We start from the raw sequence: 17,536 nt of genomic DNA, 5'->3' as shown, positions 1-17,536 counted from the left end.
TGTTCAGGGTAGCTTGGCGAGTTCCTCGCCGCCGGCGTAGGGTTCGCTGCGCTGTGCAAGGCGGGCGCGGGTGGCGGCCACCGTTTCGGCGCTGATTGCGGCGGCGGCGTTGCCCCACTGGCTGCGGATGTGGGTGAGCACGGCGGCAATTTCGCCATCACCCAGCGTGGCGCCAAAGGCCGGCATCGCGCCCTGGTAGACCTTGCCCTTGACCTCGATCGCACCGTTGATGCCGTGCAGGAGGATTGCAATGGCCGTGTCGGGTTTGCCGACCACCCATTCCGAGCCCGCCAGGGGCGGAAAAACGCCTGGCAAACCCTGGCCAGTGGCCTGGTGGCAGGCGGCACACATCGAGGTGAAGATGGCGCCGCCATCGATCCTGGCCCCGGCGGCGGCTGGTTTGTCGCCCACCAGCTCGGCGAGGCTGCGGCCGTCGCCCCAGGCCGGCGGTGTATTAACATCGGAGTGCGATATGTAATCGACGCCAAAGGCGGCGAGCACCGCAGCCAGTGCCAGCACCAGCCAGGGGATGGGGGTGCGGCGTTCTTCCGGGTCGGGGTTTTCGCGCCGCTGCTGCGGCAGAATTTCGCGTTTGCTCATTGGCGTGCCGTCCCGCTCATTTCACGCTCGCCGCATCCACCGCTGGGTAGTTGCGCTTGAGTGATTTCAGATAACTCACCAGGTCGAGCGCCTCCGGGCGGGCGACCACCACCTTGCCCTCGGGGGCGAAGTCGGGTGGCAACACGACCACCGTCTCGCCCGCTTCGGCCTGGTCGCGAACTTCGAACAGGAAGGGATAGGCGGGCATGATGCTGCCCGGTGCGTAGGCCCGCGGCTGGTAAAGATGCCCCAGATGCCATTGATCGCTGGGCTGGCGAACACCGATGTTCATCAGGTCCGGGCCGGTGCGCATGGTGCCGAGCAAGGGCGGATCGTCGTAGGCGTAATCACCCGCCACCGTGGCCCGGCCCCAGGCACGCTGCGCGTCGGGTGCAAAGGCCTTGGGGCGCGGCTGTTGTGAGTGGCAATACATGCACCCATGCTGAATGTATTGAGTGCGGCCGCGCAGCTCGGTTGAGGTGTAGGGCTTGAGTCCCGCCACCGGCGGGGTGTCGCGCACGGTCAGGTAGGGAATGACGACAAGTACGGCAGTGGCGACGGCGAGCGTGGTCAGTCCGCCGAGGATCAGGCGTGCTTCGCTGTGCATGTCAGAGCGCCCCCGGTGCGGCAAGGTAGGTGGAGTTCGGCTGTGCCACTTGGCGCACACCGATCAGTAGTCGCACAAAATGGGCGGCGAAGACGACATGGCTGAGCGCCATCAGACCGCCGCCAATGCTGCGTGCCTTGAGATAGGGCAGGGTGAGCTGCACCGACTCCATGAATCCGCGGCTCTCGTCGAGCATCGCGCTGCCCTGCAGCCAGCCGCCAATGGTCAGCGAGATGAAGTAGATCGCGATGCCGATCGCGGCCAGCCAGAAGTGCACGCTGATGAGCCGTGGCCAGGGCCAGTCGCGGCCGGTGATGCGCGGCACGACGAAATAGATTGCGCCGAAGAATGTCAGGGTGACGAAGCCATAAAGACCAAGATGAGCGTGGGCGACGGTGTAGTGGGTGAAGTGGGTGATGACGTTGACGCTGCGCAGGGCTTCGAACGAGCCTTGCACTGAACTGGCGGTGTACATCAGTCCGCCGAGGCAGATGAACTGCAGGGTGGGGGAGTGGCGCAGCGCGGAAAGGTGGCCCTTGAGCGTCAGGTGCTGGTTCACCGTGAAGGCGACGACGGGCAGGATCATCATCATGCTCTGCACGATCGACAGGGTGACCAGCCAACTCGGCACCGGTCCGCCGATGAGGTGATGGCCGCCGACCTGACCATAGAAGAAGGCGAGCCCCCAGAAACCGATCAAGGAAAGGTTGTAGGACTGGATCGGCCGGCCGATCAACTTGGGCAGAAAGTAATAGATCGAAGCCAGCGCCAGCGGGGTGTAGAACAGTCCGAGCACGTTGTGGCCGAACCACCAGTTCATCGTCGCAGCTTCGACGCCACGATGGATGCCTGGAAAGTTGGCGACAAGGAACAGCACCGGGAACCAGAACAGCGCACAACCCATGTACCAGACCGAAACATAGAGATGCGCGACCTTGCGCCGGAGCAGGGTGAGGATCAGCGGCAAGCCCACCAGGGCTCCGCCGGCGACGAAAAGGATGTCGATCTGCCACGGGATCTCGAGCCATTCCAGGCCGTCACTGACGCCATAGGCAAGGCTCCCGAGCCCGGCGACCAGGGCCGCGTTCCACAACGCCCCACCTAGCAGCGCGTAGCGGCCGCCGACGAGCTCGGTCTTGAGCAGACGCGGAATGATGAACAGCGCTGTGCCGAGGCCGGCCATTGGTGCCCAGCCGTAGGCCACGGCGTTGAGGTGAATGGTGCGGATGCGGCCAAAGCTGAGCCAGGCTTCCGACACCAGCCAGTCGGGCGCATGGAGCTTGATCGAGGCGGTGAGCCCGGCCGCGGAGGCCACGAGCAGCCAGACGAAGGCGCAGCAATAGAAGAAGAACACCACCGGGGCGGTGGAGGCGTCTGCGGCGACGCGGTCGAGCAATTCCTGGCTGTCGATGCCGTCGGCGTCGGTCCCTGAAGCGGGCTGCAGCGCCGTGGTCTCAGCGTGGCCAATCTCGCCGGTGGCGAAGATCACCGCGCTGCCATCGCCGTCGTGACTGAGCAAGCGGCTGCGCTGTGACCAGATGAAGAAGCCAAGGCCGACGAGCGACAGCACAAAGGCCGACATCAGGATCGAGAGGGTGTTCATGAGAGGTTTCGCCCAGCACGCATGTTTCCTGAGCGGGGCGAGGTGCTGATCTTGCGCGACATCGTTCGCTCAGGCGATTCAAAGATGTATTAAAAGTACATCTTTGAAAGCATGGGCGCAAGACTATTTGCGATGCGTGGGCGAAGTCTGGTTCGCCTCAAGTGCCCGCTATAGAGGGGCGACCAGACTTCGCGGGTGCTGCGTTCAGATCGAGGTGTTGGTTTACTCAGGCCCGAAGCAGTAGGCGCACAGCTTGTTTCCGTCCAGGTCGCGGAAGTAGGCGAAATAGGCCTGCGTCTCTTCCGGCCCGCGCGGGCCTGGCGCGCCTTCGCAGCGACCGCCCAGTTCGAGTGCCTTGGCATGGAGCTCGCGCACGGCCGCACGCGAGCCGAGCAAGAAACCGATCATGCTGCCGTTGCCCACAGTCGCTTCACGGCCATCGGCGGGCGCGAGCACGCCGAACATCCGGCCATCCGGCGAGTTGTAGAGGCGGCCTCCAGAGGGGTGTTCGAACATGGTTTTCATCCCGACCAGACCGAGGATCTGATCGTAAAACTGTTTCGCGGCCTCGAGGTCGCGTGCGCCCACCGTTGCGTATCCAAGCATCTTTTCCTGCTCCATGAAAAGTTCAGGTCTTGAGCGACAGGCCTGATCGTCCTGCAGCCCCGTTTTGGGCTGCTGTTGCGCAGGATACCCCCACGGGCGCGGCTTTTATCGCCGACTAGGCGATCGGGGCAAAGCCATAGTAGGAGCCATATGCCGATGGCGCGGGGGCATAGGCGGCGACCTTGATCGCATCCGGTACGGTGACTTCATCGGTGAAGCCGTCGATGCCGTTCCGGTGTGCGCTCCACTTTTGCTCGATCTCGAGCTCGCTCAGGGCGCTGAGTTCAAGGTTGTTGTCCAGGCGCTCGGAGCGGTATTCGAAGGCCGTGTCGTGGGCGATGAACAGCGTGTGTGGGCAGGCGGTGATTCGGGTTTCGTCTTCGGCGTCTGCACCCATCACACGTGTGCCGCAGAAGGGGCAATGGACAGGGGTGTAATAGACGGTCTTGAGTTCGGTCCGTTGAATGAAGCTGGACATGAGTTCTTCCTTTTCTTGAGGCCAATGCCGGGTTGTGGCGGCGCAGTGGAGGTGCGTGGCAATTGATGCCGGCTTTCCTGATGCTGGCTTTCCTTGGTCCGGCATGAGGCGCAAACCAAATAAAAAAAGGCCCGGCGTGGGCCGGGCCTTTTTCAACCTGGGTGGCTTGGCTGCACAAGATGTGCAGGGCCACGGTAAGGTTTAGTCGGCTGCGCGAATGTTCGAAGCCTGAAGGCCCTTGGGGCCGGTGGTCACGTCGAAGCTGACTCGCTGACCTTCGGCGAGGGTCTTGAAGCCCTGGCCTTGAATCGCGGAGAAGTGGGCGAAGAGGTCCTCACCACCGGCTTCCGGTGTAATGAAGCCGAAGCCCTTCGAATCGTTGAACCACTTAACGGTACCAGTTGCCATGTCTTGAATCTCCTGAAAACGGGGAAAGCCCCCTACAAATGGGGCGAGGTTCAAGACGGCGAGGTATGACTTGGGGGTATAAAACCGAAAAATCGGATACTAAACCAACAAATAAACGACACGACTTGAATATCGCTGCGTGCATTATGCGCGAAAATCCGGATTGATGGTATTTTTTTATGCCTTTTTGCTCAGCGTGAGTGCGGCGACATTCTCGCGCTCACGGTTTGCTGGGCGTCATCTGCTGGGCGCCATCATATGGCCGGGCAGCGCCACTCTGCGCGCGGAGACGCCGTGATGCCCGCGCTTGGCCCCGTGAAACCGGTAGCCTGTAGCGCTGGAGTCGGCCTGCAAGTGTTCTGCATCATCCAACACGCAAGGAGTTCTCGGTGATGATCTTTCGATCGTTCGGTTTTTGTTTTTCCCTGTGCTGTGCGTCGTTCGCGGTTCAAGCTGCGGACAGCATTCGTCCCGGGCTGTGGGAATTCCGCTCGACTCACCTCAGTCTGGCCGGCATGCCTGACATGTCGTCGCAGATGAGCCAGTTGCAGCAGCAACTCAAGAACCTGCCCGCCGATGCGCGGCGCATGATCGAGCAACAGATGGCGCAGCGCGGCGTCAGCCTGGGGCAGGATGGCACGGTGCGAAGCTGCATCACGCCTGAGCAGGCAAGGCATGACAACATCTTCTCCGGCAAGGTGGAGGGGAATTGCACGCTGAGCCAGGTGGTGAAGAGCAGCAACACCGTGCGCGGGCGGCTGAACTGCACCGACCCCGACGCGAGCGGCGACTTTCACGCCCGCATCGACAGCCCGGAGCACTTCATCAGCCGCGTTGATATGAAGTCCGCGCGTGGCAACCTGGAGGTCGAGACCGATGCGCGCTGGGTCTCCGCGCACTGCGGGGCGGCGAAGGCCGCAGCGGGCCCGCACAAGTGAGTGCAGCGGCCCTGCGGCTTACGGCGCCAGTCTGTGCCGCAGCCAGCTGCCGTCATCCTGCAGCCGATAGGCGATGCGGTCGTGCAGACGCGATGAGCGCCCCTGCCAGAACTCCCAGTAATCCGGCACCAGACGGTAGCCGCCCCAGTGCTCGGGGCGGGGCGGGCTGAGGCCGAACTTGAGACCGAACTCGGCCGCACGCGCGACGATCTGGCCGCGTCCGGCGATGATCTCGCTCTGTGGTGAAGCCCAGGCACCAATGCGGTGGGTCAGCGGCCGGCTGGCAAAGTAATGGTCGGATTCCTCGGCGGACACCTTCTCCATTTTGCCTTCGATGCGCACCACACGCTCCATCTCCACCCAGTGAAACTGCAGCGCGGCGAAGGGGTTGGCTTCCAGTTCGCGCCCCTTGCGGCTGTGGTAGTTGGAATACCAGACGATGCCGCGCGCGTCGCAGCCCTTGATCAGCACGGGGCGCGTCGAGGGGCGGCCGTCGGCGCTCACCGTGGCCACCGTCATCGCGTTTGGCTCCGGGATGCCGCCGGTGAGCGCGTCCGCCAGCCAGGCCTCGAACTGCTTGAGCGGTTCGCTGGCCGATTCGTGCTCCTCAAGCGCGCCTTGCTCGTAGCTCTTGCGCAAATCCGCCAGCGCTGTGTCTTTCTTCATGTTCCTTCTCCACGATCCAGTCGGGCCCACCACCTCGCGCAGGCCCACAGGTTTCTCAGTCGTGCAGCGTTCTCAGCGAGAACCACCATACGCCAAGGCTGAACAGCATTGATACCGCCACCATCAGCGCCAGCGGCGTAGCGCTGTGCTGTATGCCATGGCCCACTATCATCCCTGCGCCTGCGCCCAGTCCCATCTGCACGAAGCCCATCAGCGATGCCGCCGCGCCCGCCATCTTGGGGTAGCCCGCCAGGCCCAGGGCCGTGGCGTTGGGCAGGATGAGGCCGATTGCCAGAGTGACGCCCCACATCGGTGCCATCACGGCCGCCACATGATGCACGCCGCTCAAGGCAAGTGCGGCGAGCAGCACGCCACACGCGCTCCCCAGCAGCACGCCGCTGCGGATCAGGCGCTGGGCTCCGATCTTGCGCGACAGCCGGGCCGATAACATGCTGCCGAGCATGAAGCCGGTGACGTTGGCACCGAAAGCCAGGCCCATCTGCTGCGGCGACAGACCGTGCAGTTCGATAAAAACGAAGGGCGAGCCGGAAATGAAGGAGAACAGCGCTGCAAACGCACCGCAGCCGGTGAGCAGGGCGCCGCGATACACCCGATCGGCAAGCAGCGTGCGGTAGTTGGACAGCATGCGAAGCGGGTGCATCGCGTGCGGGTCAAGATGACGGTTGGTTTCCTGCAGCTGCCCTGTGATCACCACCAACAGCACGATGGAATACACCGTGAGCGCGACGAAGCTCGAGCGCCAGCCGAAGTGCGCGGTCAGCAAGCCGCCCAGCAGCGGCGCCAGCAGCGGTGCCAGCGCGGTGCCGGTGGCGACATGTGACAGCACCCGGCCTGCGTCCTTCGGGCCATAGAGGTCGCGCACGACGGCGCGTCCCAGCACGGGGCCGCCACAAGCTCCCAGGGCCTGCAGGAAGCGCGCGGCGATGAGCGCTTCAATCGACTGCGCCAGTGCGCAGGCCACCGATGCGAGCACAAACACCAACATGCTCCACAGCAGCACCGGGCGGCGCCCGAAGCGGTCGGAGAAAGGCCCCAGAATCAGCTGGCCCGCGCCGAAACCCAGCAGATACACCGACAGCGTGAGCTGCGCGCCGGCACTGTCGGTATGCAGCGCGCGCGCGATGGCGGGCAGCGCCGGCAGATAGAAATCGGTTGACAGCGGCCCGAGCGAGGTCAGTGCCACGATCAGCACGGCCAGCAGCGCGGTGGGTTTTACCGGCATTGCTCAGCCTGTGTGTGCGCGTTGATCCTGAACGGATCGTGTCTGGCGGTCAGGCACCGAGGGGGGCGCGGTCGATTGCCGACAGCGTGGTGTTGACGTCGAACAGCTTGGCATTGACGTGCGCAATGCCGAACCCGAGCAGGCGTGCGCGATGCATCTGCAGGTAGGCGTCGGCACTGGCGCGATCGACAAACAGGTAGATGCCGCCCGCTTCACCATTGGCTTCATCCTCGGTCCAGATCTTCCACAGCAGGCCGGGTTCGTGCGCGATCGATTCGGCCAGGCCCTTCATGGCCTCGCTCATCTGCGCGCCCCAGGGGCCGGGATAGGGGAAGTCGACTTGCAGCAGTACGCTCATGGCTGAGTGCTCCGGGAAGGGGTTGAAAGACAAAGGCACATTGTGCCGCGGACAGGGTCTGGGTGATCAGTCCTCTGCCCGAGCGCGCTGCCCGGGCTCACCACTGAAGAAGCGCGCCTCGAGCTCTTCCAGCCCGAGCGTGCGCAGCATCTCCTGCAGGCGCTCCGAAGGCCGGCGCCGCGCGAGACCCTTGTGGCTGGCGATGATGAGTTCGTTCTTCATCGAATGTTCCCAGCCTACCAGCTCGGTCACGCTGACCTGGTAGCCGTGCGACTCCAGTTGCAGGCAGCGCAGCACATTGGTGACATGGCTGCCGAACTCACGCGTGTGCAGGCCATGGCGCCACAGCTCGCTGAGGCTGTTGTTCAGCATCTGCGCCTTGTTCTTGCGCAGCACGGCGGCGACTTCGGCCTGGCAGCAGGGTACCAGCACGATGAAGCGCGCCTGCTTTTCGAGCGCAAAGCGGATCGCGTCGTCGGTGGCGGTGTTGCAGGCGTGCAGCGCGGTGACGACATCGATGCGTTCGGGTAGCTGCGCCGAGGTGATGGATTCGGCCACCGTCAGATTGTGAAAGCGCATGCCGGCGGAAAAGCCCAGCTTGTCGGCGAGGCGGCGTGAGCTCATCACCAGCTCGTCACGCGTCTCGATGCCATGGATGCGGCCCGCTGGCGCCTGCTGCTTGAAGAACAGGTCATGCAGGATGAAGCCGAGGTAGGACTTGCCTGCGCCGTGATCGACGAGCTGGATGTCCGCGCGCTCGGCCAGTGCTGCGCTCAGCAGCGGCTCGATGAACTGGTACAGGTGATAGACCTGCTTGAGTTTGCGCCTGCTGTCCTGGTTGAGCTTGCCGTCGCGGGTCAGGATGTGAAGCTGCTTGAGCAGCTCGATCGACTGTTCGGGGCGAATTTCGGGGTGCTGGGCGGTCATGGCGGTGGCGGGCGTGGTGGCCTGGAAGGCGGGACAGCGCGCAAATGTACTCCGGTCGTCCACTTCATCCAAATCTGCTGCGGCCGTCTTGCCCTGGAGCACGGATGAGCAGCGCTTGTCTCCGTCATGGTGAGAGGTGGCGCTTGGCGCTCGCAAGGCTATGCTGAAAGCGGACAGCCATAGGCAAAGCCTGGCTGGGCGGCGTGCTGCCGCCCAGCGCTCAAGGTGCATTGCCTGAAAGGAGGTGAACATGAACAGGCTCGATTTTCGCCGCTCACTGTGCGCGTCCGCATCATCTGGCGTGAGCAGGGCGCGTTGGATGGGTGTGCATTTTCTGCTCGGCATGCTTGCGCTGATGCTGGCCGCCTGTGGTGCGCGCGATCAGTCAGCTGAAGTTTCTGCACCGCCTGCAGCGGTGGAGTCGGTGGAGCAGGCAGCCGGAGAGGAGCCGGAGTCTGCTCCCGCGCCGGAGCCCGCTCCCGCGCCAACGCCAGAGCCCCCGCGGCCGGCCGCCATGCGCCCACCGAGCGCCAACGGGCACGCGCCAGAGATCGCGCTGCCGGCCTTCCCCTGGCCGCCGCCGCGCTATTCGGCATTTGCAAACATTGCCGTTGAATGGGTGGCGCCGGGCACGGAGCCGGTGCTGGGCGAGGTGGCCCGCCAACTCGAGCGTGCCTTCAATATCGCCGGCTACGGCGAGTCCAGCTATTACCGCATACCGGGTGGTTTTGCCCTCGCATCGCGCATCGAGCACATCCGGGCGGATGCCTCGCCTTTCGACGCCCCCGAGCGCTGGGCGGTCGATACTCCCAAGGTGCGCGAAGGCTTCATCGACTACATCCGCGCCCTCTTCAATGCGCCCCCCGGGTTCTACCGCGTGATTGTGTTTGTGGTCACCGACCAGGACTTTGCCGCAGCCGAGCAGGCGCCCAGTTCGGCAGAGGCGCGTGCATGGGTGACGGGTGGCGGGTTGCGCCTGCCCGAGCGCATTGCAGCTCAGCCCTACGGGCCGCGCCATTACACCACCGCCCTGATCTATGAGTTCGAGCGTCGGCATGATGAGCCCCAGGCCAGCGTGCTGATGCCAAGCCCGACACAGGGGCGGGATCACCTCGAACGGGCGGGTTTGTGGCAAGCCCTGGCGGCGCGCTGAGTTGAGCGTGAGCACGGTGGAAAACGATCCGCGAGTCCTGCGCCGGCTGGCACAAGTGTCCCTGCTGTTTGCGCTCGCCAGCCTGCTCGCCACCGCCGCGGCGCTGGTCTTGCTGCCCAACGCTGCAAGCCTGGGACAGTGGATCGTGGTCGGCGCCGGGGGCTTGCTGGGGCTGGCGGCGTTTGCCTTCGGGGTGACGATCAGTCTGCGCAAACCCTTCGCACGCCGGCTGGGTTTTGTCGTCGTCGCGCTCGCTTGCCTGGTGGCCGTGCTGTTCGGGCTGCTCGCCATCGCCGTACCCGCTTCCGCGACCGCGTACGGCACCTGGCTGGCGGTCGTTCTGGCCTATGTCGCCTTTGCCAGCCATCGCCTGGTGCGCTGGCCGACCGGCGTGCTGGCGGACGAGCCCAGGGTGAGTCTCGGGGTGTTCATTTCCTATCGGCGCGACGACAGCCGCGAGACCGTGGGCCGCATCCATGATGTCCTGCGCCAGGGCTTCGAGGAGGAGCGCCTGTTTCTGGATGTCTACCGTCAAGCCGCGGGCGAGGACTATCGGCGGGTGATCGGTCGTGCGCTTGATCGCTCGCAGGTGGTGCTGGTGGTGATCGGGGTGCGCTGGCTGACAGTCGGCAGTCAGGATGGCAAGCGCCGCATCGATGACCCTGAAGACATGGTCAGGATCGAGATCGAAACGGCCCTCGCTCGCGGGCTGAAGGTGATCCCGCTGCTGGTGCAGGCTGCGACCATGCCCACCGCGGCGCAGCTGCCCCCAACACTGCACGGCCTTGCCTATCTCACCGCGCTGCAGCTGCGGCCGGATCCCGATTTCAAGCCTGACATGCAGCGCTTGATCACCGCCCTGCGCACCTTGAGTGCGTCTGCAACAGGCTGAGTAACGCCGTCGCGCACGCTGACGGTGCGTGCTTCAGATCGCGCCAGCCTCGCGCAAGGTGGCGATCTGCGCGCTGTCGTAACCCAGCGTAGCCAGCACGCTGTCGGTGTGCTCGCCCAAGGTAGGGCCGATCCAGTCGGTGGTGCCCGGCGTTTGCGACAGCTTGGGCACGATACCGGGCATGCGACAGTCGCGGCCGTCAGGCAGCTTCACCGATTGCAGCATCTCACGGGCAAGGAATTGTGGATCGGCAAACATGTCGGCGGCCGAGTAGATGCGTGAGGCCGGCACCTCAGCCGCGCTGAGTGCGGCCAGCACCTCGGTTTCGTTCTGGTTGGCAACCCAGCGGTCGATGAGCGCGTAGATTTCGTCGCGGCGCGCGTCGCGCCCGGCGTTGTCGGCCAGGGTGGGGTCGTCGGCGAGGTCGGCATGGCCCATGGTCAACATCAGGCGGCGGAAGATGGCGTCGCCGTTGGCGCCGATGGTGATGTGCTTGCCGTCCTTTGTCGTATGGGTGTTCGATGGTGTGATGCCGGGCATGATGTTGCCGGTGCGCTCGCGCACGAAGCCGAACACATCGAATTCGGGCACCAGCGACTCCATCATGGCGAATACTGCCTCGTATAGCGCGACGTCCACCACCTGACCCTGGCCGCCATTGACCTCCTTGTGGCGCAGCGCCATCAGGGTGCCGAGTGCACCCCACAGCGCGGCGATCGAGTCGCCAATGGAGATGCCGGTCTTGACCGGTGGCCGGTCGGCAAAGCCGGTGACGTAGCGCAGCCCGCCCATGGATTCGCCGATCGCGCCAAAGCCTGGCTGCATGGCCATCGGCCCGGTCTGGCCAAAGCCCGACAGGCGCAACATGACCAGGCCTGGATTGAGTTCTGACAAGGCCTCCCAGCCCAGACCGAGCTTTTCGAGCACGCCGGGGCGAAAGTTCTCGATCACGATGTCGGCGCTGGCGACCAGCTTGCGCACCACGTCCACGCCGTCGGCCTGTTTCAGGTTTACCGTCACCGATTTCTTGTTGCGTGACTGCAGGTACCACCACAGCGAAGTGCCCTGGTACAACTTGCGCCACTTGCGCAGCGGGTCGCCACCGTCGGGCGATTCGATCTTGATCACCTCGGCGCCGAACTCGGCCAGGATGCGCGCGGCAAAGGGCCCGGCGATGAGGGTGCCGAGCTCAACGACCTTGACGCCGGACAGAGGTTTGGTGGCGTTGTTCAGTGCTTGATGTCGTTCCATATCGCTCCTCTCAGTGCTCGCCTTTGCGCTCGGCTGAACGTTCGGCCGCGGACGAGGATCGCGCCCTCGACTCGGCGACGAGCCCCGCCCGCAGCAACTCGGACTCTTCCATCCATTCGCGCCACACTGCCATCAGCACAGCGAGCACCACCGGGCCGAGAAACAGGCCGACCAGGCCAAACGCGGCAAGTCCCCCCAGCACGCCGAACATGACGAGCACGAAGGGGATGCGGGTGGCGTTGCTGATCACCAGCGGACGCACGAGGTTATCCACCCAGCTCACCACCAGCGCCCCCCACAGCAGCAGACCGATGCCGCCGACCGTATCGCCGCTGATGAGCAGCCAGATGCCGATCGAGCCCCATGCGAACGGGGTGCCGAACGGAATCATCGCGATCAGGGCGGTGACGGCGCTGAGCAGTATCGGCGCCGCGACTCCCGCCCACCAATAACCCAGCCCAGCCACCACGCCCTGGGCCAGCGCGGTCGCCACCAAGCCCCATACCACCGCCTTGGTCATCGAGCCGACGGCGACGAGGTAGCCATCCACGCGCTCGCCCAGAAAGCGGCGCAACACTTTCTGCACCTGGCGCAGCACCTTGTCGCCATCGCGATAGAAGAAGAACACGGTGATCAGTGCAAAGCCCAGTTTGGCCGCGTTGCGCCCGACGTCGCCGATCAAGGCCACCGCCTGATCCAGGCCTTGGCGCACCCACGTGTTCATCTGCGTGCCGAAGTTCTCGGGGTCGCCCGTCAATTGTTCGAGCAAGCGCTGCAAGGCATCGCCGGCCCAGGGCAGATTGCGGATGAAGTCGGGCAGGGCGAGCGTGCCCGCGCGGATCGCGCCAGTAACGGTTGAAATCGCGGTGCCGAGCTCGGTGCGCAACAGACTCGCCAGCCAGAGCGCTGGCAGTACCAGGGCGGCGGTGAGCATCAGCGTCATCAGCAGGGCGGCCAGGGTCGGATAGCGCCGCATGCTCGCGCGGAGCCGGCGATACAGCGGCCAGGTGGCGTAAGCAATGATTCCGGCCCAGGCCACTGGCACGATGAAGGGCTGCAGCACCGCGTAGCTCAGCACCAGCAGGCCGCCAAGCAAGATGCCGAGGATGACGCGGCGGGCGATTTTTTCAGCGACCTGGTCGATCATGGATGTGTCCGTTCAAAAGGGCAGGCTGGCGCGCGCCACTCGTCGGCGCCAAGCCATCCTTGCCTGCCGAGAGGGAGGGGGGCTTAATATTGAACTCGCCCTGCGCGCGCATTCGTCCGAAGATGGGGTGCGTGCGCCCATTGCACAGGGCGCCCAAGCCTGCTTGCAGCGCCTTTGAAGCGCTGCCGCGGCATGCCGGCAGCGCCTATTGTGCCTCTTAACCGAGCGGAAATTCGATGAAGATCCAAGCCGCCCTTGCGACCCTTTTCCTTCTCGCCCTGAGGCTGCAGCCAAGGCAGGCCGCGTTCATGCAGGAAGCAAGGTGAGCCCCGAGGTGCTGGAGCGGCTGCTCACGCGCGAGATGCCTTACGGCAAGTACAAGGGCCGTATCATTGCAGACCTGCCCGGCCATTACCTGGCCTGGTTCGCACGCCAGGGTTTCCCGTCCGGTGAAATCGGCCAGTTGCTGGCGCTGATGCACGAACTCGATCACAACAACCTGACCGGGCTGCTGGAGCCCTTGAGGAAAGCGCAACTGTGGAAGTCGTAGCCGTCATTGATTTTGAAACAACCGGCCTGTCGCCGGCGCAAGGCGATCGCGCAACCGAGATTGCCGCGGTGATCGTGGAGGACGGCAGGATTGTCGACCGCTATCAGAGCCTGATGAACACGGGAGTTCGCATTCCCGCCTTCATCGAGGCGCTGACCGGAATCTCGAACACGATGATTCGCCAGGCCCCGCCTGCGGCAGAGGTCATGAGTGCGGTGGCGGATTTTGTCGGTGACTACCCGCTGGTGGCTCACAATGCCGCGTTCGACTGCAAGTTCTGGGATGCCGAACTGGAGCGCATCGAGCGCAAACGGCAGCAACACTTCGTGTGTTCGCTGCTGTTGTCGCGACGGATCTTCCCGCTTGCGCCCAGCCACAAGCTGGGTGCGCTGGTCGAATACGCGCAACTACCCTTCGCAGGGCACTACCACCGTGCGCTGGCTGATGCCGAGATGGCGGCAAGTCTGCTCACGCGACTGGAGGCAGAACTGCGCGGCCGCCATCGTGTGGCCGATGTTTCGGTGGACTTGCTGCGGCGGATTCAGGGTGCGCCGAAGAGCCAGCTGGAGAAGTGCCTGGCAGGGCGGGCGCGAGCCTGAGTCGGTGCCCCGGCGCGGCGTTCAGGCCCTGCCCAGTGGCGAGAAATCCACCCGTTCGGCGATGAAGTTGGGGCGCGGCGCCAGCCCGCAAAAGGGTTCGACCGGCGTGTTGTCGACGCTGTTATAGACGATGAACAGATTGCTGCGCGGCGCGGGCGTGATGTTGGAGTTCGAGCCATGCATCACATTGCACTCGAAGAAGGTCACTGCGCCGACCGGGCCGGTGGGCGCGATGATGCCGCATTGTTCGGCCAGCGCGCTCAGGCTGGCGTCGTCCGGCACGCCCACATCCTGCTGCTTCAAGGATGCCTTGTAGTGGTTTTCGGGCGTGGCACCGACGCAAGCCACGTAGCGATGGTGCGAGCCGGGCATGATCATCAGCGGCCCGTTGTTTGGCGTGTTCGGGGTCAGGCTGATGGAGCAGCTCACCATGCGCATCGCCGGTATGCCGTCCTCGACGTGCCAGGTTTCGAAGTCGGAGTGCCAGTAGAACTCCTTGCCGCGAAAGCCACCCTTATAGTTGATCCGCGACTGGTGGATATAGACCTCGCCGCCCAGTAGTTGGCGGGCGATGGCGGCCAGCCGCGGGTGTGCGCACAGACGACGGAGCACCGCGTTGTGACGATGGACGGCGAAGATCGAGCGCAGCTCACGGCTGCCAGGTTCGATCACAGCCTCGTCGCTGTCCTTGATTTCCTCATCGTTGCGCAAGCGCTGCAACTCGTCCAGCGCCGACTGCAGCTCGTCGGGCTGCAGCAGGGCGTCGAAGCTGAGGTAGCCGTTATCGTCGTAAAAGCGCAGGTCCGACGCGCTGAGAGGGCCGTCGTCGGCGCTGCCGTACACGACGGGGTCGTGGCGGTTGCTGACGTGGGCCCTGGTATCAAAGCGCGACGGGTAGCGATCGTCGGTTCTGGGTTTGTCTGGCGTGCGCGCCATGCTGGCGCTCATGCTGTTCGTCATCGGCGACACCTCCTGCTCAGACGCTCAGCGAATATGCGCCGCTTTCGTCATGCACCTCGCGGCCGGTGAGCGGCGGGTTGAACACGCACACCATGCGCATGTGCGTGCCCTTGTTGGCGCGCAGCACGTGGCGGTCGTGCTTGTTGAGGGCGTAGATCGTGCCGGGGCGGATGTCGTGGGTCTCGCCGCTGGCGAGGTCGGTGATCTGACCCTCACCCTCGATGCAGTACACGGTCTCCAGATGGTTGCGGTACTCGAACTCCATCTCGTGGCCCTGCTTGATGAGGGTGTCGTTGACCGAGTAACCCATGCCCGCGTCCTTGTAGAGCAGGCGGCGGCTGTTCCAGCCTTCGGTGTCGACATCCGCAGCGGTGCCGATCACGTCTTCCAGATGCTTGACGATCATGTCCGGTTTCCTTGAGTAGATATTCGGTGTGGGCTCAGGCGGCGCTGCGAAGCTCGCGTGGCTCAGCCTTGACCAGGGCGCGCACGCTGTCCTCGATGATGTCCAGGCCGAGCTTGAGCTCGCTGTCCTCGATGGTCAGGCTGGGCAGCAGCTTGAGCACCTGATCATCAATGCCTGCGGTCTCCACGATCAGGCCACGCTCGAAGCAGGCTGCCGACACCTTGCCTGCCAAGCTGGGGTCGGCGAACTCGATGCCCTGGATCATGCCGCGCCCGCGCACCGTCGCCTCGGCGCCGGCGATGGTGGCAATGTGTGCCAGGCGCTTTTCGATGATGGCCTGCTTGGCGAACACTGCGCGCTCAAGCTGGTCGTCCTTCCACAGCGACAGCGCCGCAGTCGCGGTCACGAAGGCCGGGCAATGGCCGCGGAAGGTGCCGTTGTGCTCGCCCGGCGCCCACTGGTCGAGTTCGGGCTTGATCAGCACCAGCGCCAGCGGCAGACCGTAGCCCGACAGCGACTTCGACAGTGTGACGATGTCGGGAACGATGCCCGCTTCTTCAAAGCTGAAGAACTTGCCGGTGCGACCGCAGCCCACCTGGATGTCGTCGACGATGAGCACGATGCCGTGGCGCGCAGTGATCTCGCGCAGGCGCTGCAGCCAGGCGACGCTGGCGACATTGACGCCGCCCTCAGCCTGCACGGTCTCGATGATGACCGCCGCCGGCAAATCAAGGCCGCTACCGTCGTCGTTGAGCATCATTTCAAAATAGTCGAGAGTGTCGCTCTCCGGCCCCATGAAGCCGTCGAAGGGCAGCGAAGCGGTGTGCGACAGCGGGACGCCGGCGCCAGCACGCTTGAAGCCGTTGCCGGTGACCGCGAGCGCGCCCAGGGTCATGCCGTGAAAGGCATTGGTGAAACCCACCACCTGTTCCCTGCCGGTGACCTTGCGCGCCAGCTTGAGCGCGGCTTCCACCGCATTGGTGCCGGTCGGGCCGGGGAACTGGAACTTGTAGTGCAGACCGCGCGGCTTCAGGATCACCTCGTTGAACTGATCGATGAAGCGCTCCTTGGCCTCGCTGTACATGTCCAGCGTATGGGTGATGCCGTCGCGCATCAGATAGCCAAGCAGGGCCTGCTTGATGCGGTCCGGGTTGTGACCGTAGTTGAGAACGCCTGCGCCACAGAAGAAGTCCAGATAGCGGCGGCCGTCGGCGTCGGTCATCCAGGCGCCCTTGGCGCTGCTGAAAATCGCCGGAAAGTTGCGGCAATAGCCACGGACTTCAGACTCGTACTGTTCGAATGTATTCATTGTGTAGCTCTCCTGTTGATTCTGATTACGGCGACCGCGGCCAGCACATGACCGGAGGGGCGTGCCTGGCGGCGCGCGTCCTCTGTCGGATGACAGGGTCGACTAAAGGGAAAAGGGGCCGATGCGGTGGAGCGGCTCGGCGGGGTGAGCCACTGGGAAAAGGTCTGCGGTGAAATGCGGATTGACCGTGCATTCCACCCCCGCTGAATGGGCCAGACGCTGGAACAGCGACTGCGAGGCGGGATTGTCATCGGCGACCGTTGCGGTCACCCAACGACAGTTGCGATTGGCGGGCAGGTCGCGCCATGCAGTGAGCATGCGCAGGCCCAGGCCAAGCCCCCGGTAGTCGGGGAGTACACCCACTTGCCAGACGAAGGCCGCGTCCGGCTCGCGGGGAGGGCGGTAACCGATGACGGCCCCGACGATCTGACCCGCGGCCTCGGCGACGAGGCAGGTGTCGGCAAAGTCAGTCGCAAGCAGCAGGTAGCAGTAGGCGGTATTGGGTTCGAGTTCGCCCGTGGCCTTGACCAACTGCCACAGCGCTGCACCGTCTGATGCCGTTGGCGTGCGAAGGATGATTGAATCTTTACTGTCTGTACTTTTTCCGGCTGGATTCGTCATGCAGTGTTTTCTGCTGGCGGCGGGCATCCAGGTCGAGTTGGAATTCGACATTGAAAGGCCCGAGGTGGCCAGTTAATTTGCACCCAATGAATTTGAACAAACGTAATTGTCGCAGGGTTTGACTATCGACCTGAATCCGTGTTCGCTCAGCCCGGATTCCATCCTAACGCATTGATGTAATTGTATAATTACGCATCCGAACCCTTCACCCAAC

General features: G+C 64.2%; 21 protein-coding genes. 5 read left to right on the top strand and 16 right to left on the bottom strand.

Features of this window, described 5'->3' with window-relative positions; genetic code table 11:
• Positions 1–3: 3 nt before the first annotated feature.
• The 6 genes from M622_RS32970 to M622_RS32945 all read right to left on the bottom strand — a co-directional run bounded on the left by M622_RS32970 (position 4) and on the right by M622_RS32945 (position 4,302).
• Entirely contained in the window at positions 4–600 is a 597-nt protein-coding gene (locus M622_RS32970; protein WP_021249942.1) for a c-type cytochrome, read from the bottom strand.
• Between the two features lie 16 nt (positions 601–616).
• Positions 617–1,207, bottom strand: coding sequence for a cbb3-type cytochrome c oxidase subunit II (locus M622_RS32965; protein ID WP_021249941.1), 591 nt, complete (start codon positions 1,205–1,207; stop codon positions 617–619).
• Between the two features lies 1 nt (position 1,208).
• The gene (locus M622_RS32960) at positions 1,209–2,810 is read right to left on the bottom strand and encodes a cbb3-type cytochrome c oxidase subunit I (RefSeq protein ID WP_021249940.1); all 1,602 of its coding nucleotides are present in this window, start codon (positions 2,808–2,810) and stop codon (positions 1,209–1,211) included.
• A 222-nt stretch (positions 2,811–3,032) separates the two neighbouring features.
• Positions 3,033–3,416: a VOC family protein gene (locus M622_RS32955; RefSeq protein WP_031347091.1), complete on the bottom strand. Its 384-nt coding sequence runs from the start codon at positions 3,414–3,416 to the stop codon at positions 3,033–3,035.
• A gap of 115 nt (positions 3,417–3,531) precedes the next feature.
• Complete coding sequence (locus tag M622_RS32950) at positions 3,532–3,894, bottom strand: hypothetical protein (RefSeq protein ID WP_021249938.1); 363 nt, start codon at positions 3,892–3,894, stop codon at positions 3,532–3,534.
• Between the two features lie 201 nt (positions 3,895–4,095).
• A complete protein-coding gene (locus tag M622_RS32945) occupies positions 4,096–4,302 on the bottom strand; it encodes a cold-shock protein (RefSeq protein ID WP_021249937.1) in 207 nt (68 codons plus the stop codon).
• A 392-nt stretch (positions 4,303–4,694) separates the two neighbouring features.
• On the opposite strand from M622_RS32945, the gene M622_RS32940 reads away from it, so the two are divergent.
• Positions 4,695–5,240 carry a DUF3617 domain-containing protein gene (locus tag M622_RS32940; RefSeq protein ID WP_021249936.1) on the top strand — a complete coding sequence of 182 codons (546 nt, stop codon included), beginning with the start codon at positions 4,695–4,697 and terminating at the stop codon, positions 5,238–5,240.
• Positions 5,241–5,258: 18 nt separating this feature from the next.
• On the opposite strand, the gene pdxH is transcribed toward M622_RS32940, so the two are convergent.
• From pdxH to M622_RS32920, 4 genes are all read right to left on the bottom strand, one after another.
• Complete coding sequence (gene pdxH, locus M622_RS32935) at positions 5,259–5,906, bottom strand: pyridoxamine 5'-phosphate oxidase (protein ID WP_021249935.1); 648 nt, start codon at positions 5,904–5,906, stop codon at positions 5,259–5,261.
• A gap of 55 nt (positions 5,907–5,961) precedes the next feature.
• Complete coding sequence (locus tag M622_RS32930; protein WP_021249934.1) at positions 5,962–7,149, bottom strand: multidrug effflux MFS transporter; 1,188 nt, start codon at positions 7,147–7,149, stop codon at positions 5,962–5,964.
• A 49-nt stretch (positions 7,150–7,198) separates the two neighbouring features.
• The gene (locus tag M622_RS32925; protein WP_021249933.1) at positions 7,199–7,507 is read right to left on the bottom strand and encodes a monooxygenase; all 309 of its coding nucleotides are present in this window, start codon (positions 7,505–7,507) and stop codon (positions 7,199–7,201) included.
• Between the two features lie 66 nt (positions 7,508–7,573).
• On the bottom strand, positions 7,574–8,434 hold the full coding sequence (locus tag M622_RS32920) for a class I SAM-dependent methyltransferase (RefSeq protein WP_031347089.1): 861 nt from the start codon (positions 8,432–8,434) through the stop codon (positions 7,574–7,576).
• 319 nt (positions 8,435–8,753) lie between these two features.
• Here M622_RS32920 and M622_RS32915 point away from each other — a divergent pair, with 319 nt between their 5' ends.
• Together M622_RS32915 and M622_RS39395 are read left to right on the top strand one after the other, a co-directional pair.
• Positions 8,754–9,587: a hypothetical protein gene (locus M622_RS32915; protein WP_021249931.1), complete on the top strand. Its 834-nt coding sequence runs from the start codon at positions 8,754–8,756 to the stop codon at positions 9,585–9,587.
• A gap of 7 nt (positions 9,588–9,594) precedes the next feature.
• Positions 9,595–10,479 (top strand): toll/interleukin-1 receptor domain-containing protein, encoded by an 885-nt coding sequence (locus tag M622_RS39395; protein WP_021249930.1) that lies wholly within the window; start codon positions 9,595–9,597, stop codon positions 10,477–10,479.
• Positions 10,480–10,512: 33 nt separating this feature from the next.
• On the opposite strand, the gene M622_RS32905 is transcribed toward M622_RS39395, so the two are convergent.
• Entirely contained in the window at positions 10,513–11,730 is a 1,218-nt protein-coding gene (locus M622_RS32905; protein ID WP_021249929.1) for a CaiB/BaiF CoA transferase family protein, read from the bottom strand.
• 10 nt (positions 11,731–11,740) lie between these two features.
• On the bottom strand, positions 11,741–12,877 hold the full coding sequence (locus M622_RS32900) for an AI-2E family transporter (RefSeq protein WP_021249928.1): 1,137 nt from the start codon (positions 12,875–12,877) through the stop codon (positions 11,741–11,743).
• A 322-nt stretch (positions 12,878–13,199) separates the two neighbouring features.
• On the opposite strand from M622_RS32900, the gene M622_RS32895 reads away from it, so the two are divergent.
• Entirely contained in the window at positions 13,200–13,427 is a 228-nt protein-coding gene (locus M622_RS32895; RefSeq protein WP_021249926.1) for a DUF3820 family protein, read from the top strand.
• Entirely contained in the window at positions 13,415–14,026 is a 612-nt protein-coding gene (locus M622_RS32890) for a 3'-5' exonuclease (protein ID WP_021249925.1), read from the top strand. The genes M622_RS32895 and M622_RS32890 overlap by 13 nt, the downstream gene beginning before the upstream one ends.
• Positions 14,027–14,047: 21 nt before the next feature.
• Here the strand turns inward: M622_RS32890 and thpD are convergent, their stop codons facing one another.
• The 4 genes from thpD to ectA form a co-directional block, all read right to left on the bottom strand.
• Positions 14,048–14,986: an ectoine hydroxylase gene (thpD, locus tag M622_RS32885; RefSeq protein WP_021249924.1), complete on the bottom strand. Its 939-nt coding sequence runs from the start codon at positions 14,984–14,986 to the stop codon at positions 14,048–14,050.
• A 16-nt stretch (positions 14,987–15,002) separates the two neighbouring features.
• Positions 15,003–15,392, bottom strand: coding sequence for an ectoine synthase (locus M622_RS32880; RefSeq protein ID WP_021249923.1), 390 nt, complete (start codon positions 15,390–15,392; stop codon positions 15,003–15,005).
• 34 nt (positions 15,393–15,426) lie between these two features.
• On the bottom strand, positions 15,427–16,701 hold the full coding sequence (gene ectB / locus M622_RS32875) for a diaminobutyrate--2-oxoglutarate transaminase (protein ID WP_021249922.1): 1,275 nt from the start codon (positions 16,699–16,701) through the stop codon (positions 15,427–15,429).
• Positions 16,702–16,803: 102 nt separating this feature from the next.
• A complete protein-coding gene (ectA, locus tag M622_RS32870) occupies positions 16,804–17,322 on the bottom strand; it encodes a diaminobutyrate acetyltransferase (protein WP_245543076.1) in 519 nt (172 codons plus the stop codon).
• Positions 17,323–17,536 lie beyond the last annotated feature (214 nt).

Source organism: Thauera terpenica 58Eu, from assembly GCF_000443165.1.
GTDB lineage: Bacteria > Pseudomonadota > Gammaproteobacteria > Burkholderiales > Rhodocyclaceae > Thauera > Thauera terpenica.
Note: the sequence above shows the minus strand (reverse complement) of the source record. Positions and strands in the feature narration are given on the sequence as shown.

Excerpts from the sequence above, each read along its gene's own strand:
- M622_RS32950 (WP_021249938.1), bottom strand. The coding sequence starts at position 3,894 with ATGTCCAGCTTCATTCAACGGACCGAACTCAAGACCGTCTATTACACC.
- M622_RS32920 (WP_031347089.1), bottom strand. The coding sequence starts at position 8,434 with ATGACCGCCCAGCACCCCGAAATTCGCCCCGAACAGTCGATCGAGCTG.
- M622_RS32965 (WP_021249941.1), bottom strand. The coding sequence starts at position 1,207 with ATGCACAGCGAAGCACGCCTGATCCTCGGCGGACTGACCACGCTCGCC.
- ectA (WP_245543076.1), bottom strand. The coding sequence starts at position 17,322 with ATGACGAATCCAGCCGGAAAAAGTACAGACAGTAAAGATTCAATCATC.
- M622_RS32925 (WP_021249933.1), bottom strand. The coding sequence starts at position 7,507 with ATGAGCGTACTGCTGCAAGTCGACTTCCCCTATCCCGGCCCCTGGGGC.
- M622_RS32970 (WP_021249942.1), bottom strand. The coding sequence starts at position 600 with ATGAGCAAACGCGAAATTCTGCCGCAGCAGCGGCGCGAAAACCCCGAC.
- M622_RS32960 (WP_021249940.1), bottom strand. The coding sequence starts at position 2,810 with ATGAACACCCTCTCGATCCTGATGTCGGCCTTTGTGCTGTCGCTCGTC.
- pdxH (WP_021249935.1), bottom strand. The coding sequence starts at position 5,906 with ATGAAGAAAGACACAGCGCTGGCGGATTTGCGCAAGAGCTACGAGCAA.
- M622_RS32930 (WP_021249934.1), bottom strand. The coding sequence starts at position 7,149 with ATGCCGGTAAAACCCACCGCGCTGCTGGCCGTGCTGATCGTGGCACTG.
- thpD (WP_021249924.1), bottom strand. The coding sequence starts at position 14,986 with ATGACGAACAGCATGAGCGCCAGCATGGCGCGCACGCCAGACAAACCC.
- M622_RS32915 (WP_021249931.1), top strand. The coding sequence starts at position 8,754 with ATGGGTGTGCATTTTCTGCTCGGCATGCTTGCGCTGATGCTGGCCGCC.
- M622_RS32945 (WP_021249937.1), bottom strand. The coding sequence starts at position 4,302 with ATGGCAACTGGTACCGTTAAGTGGTTCAACGATTCGAAGGGCTTCGGC.
- M622_RS32900 (WP_021249928.1), bottom strand. The coding sequence starts at position 12,877 with ATGATCGACCAGGTCGCTGAAAAAATCGCCCGCCGCGTCATCCTCGGC.
- ectB (WP_021249922.1), bottom strand. The coding sequence starts at position 16,701 with ATGAATACATTCGAACAGTACGAGTCTGAAGTCCGTGGCTATTGCCGC.
- M622_RS32955 (WP_031347091.1), bottom strand. The coding sequence starts at position 3,416 with ATGCTTGGATACGCAACGGTGGGCGCACGCGACCTCGAGGCCGCGAAA.
- M622_RS32880 (WP_021249923.1), bottom strand. The coding sequence starts at position 15,392 with ATGATCGTCAAGCATCTGGAAGACGTGATCGGCACCGCTGCGGATGTC.
- M622_RS32940 (WP_021249936.1), top strand. The coding sequence starts at position 4,695 with ATGATCTTTCGATCGTTCGGTTTTTGTTTTTCCCTGTGCTGTGCGTCG.
- M622_RS32905 (WP_021249929.1), bottom strand. The coding sequence starts at position 11,730 with ATGGAACGACATCAAGCACTGAACAACGCCACCAAACCTCTGTCCGGC.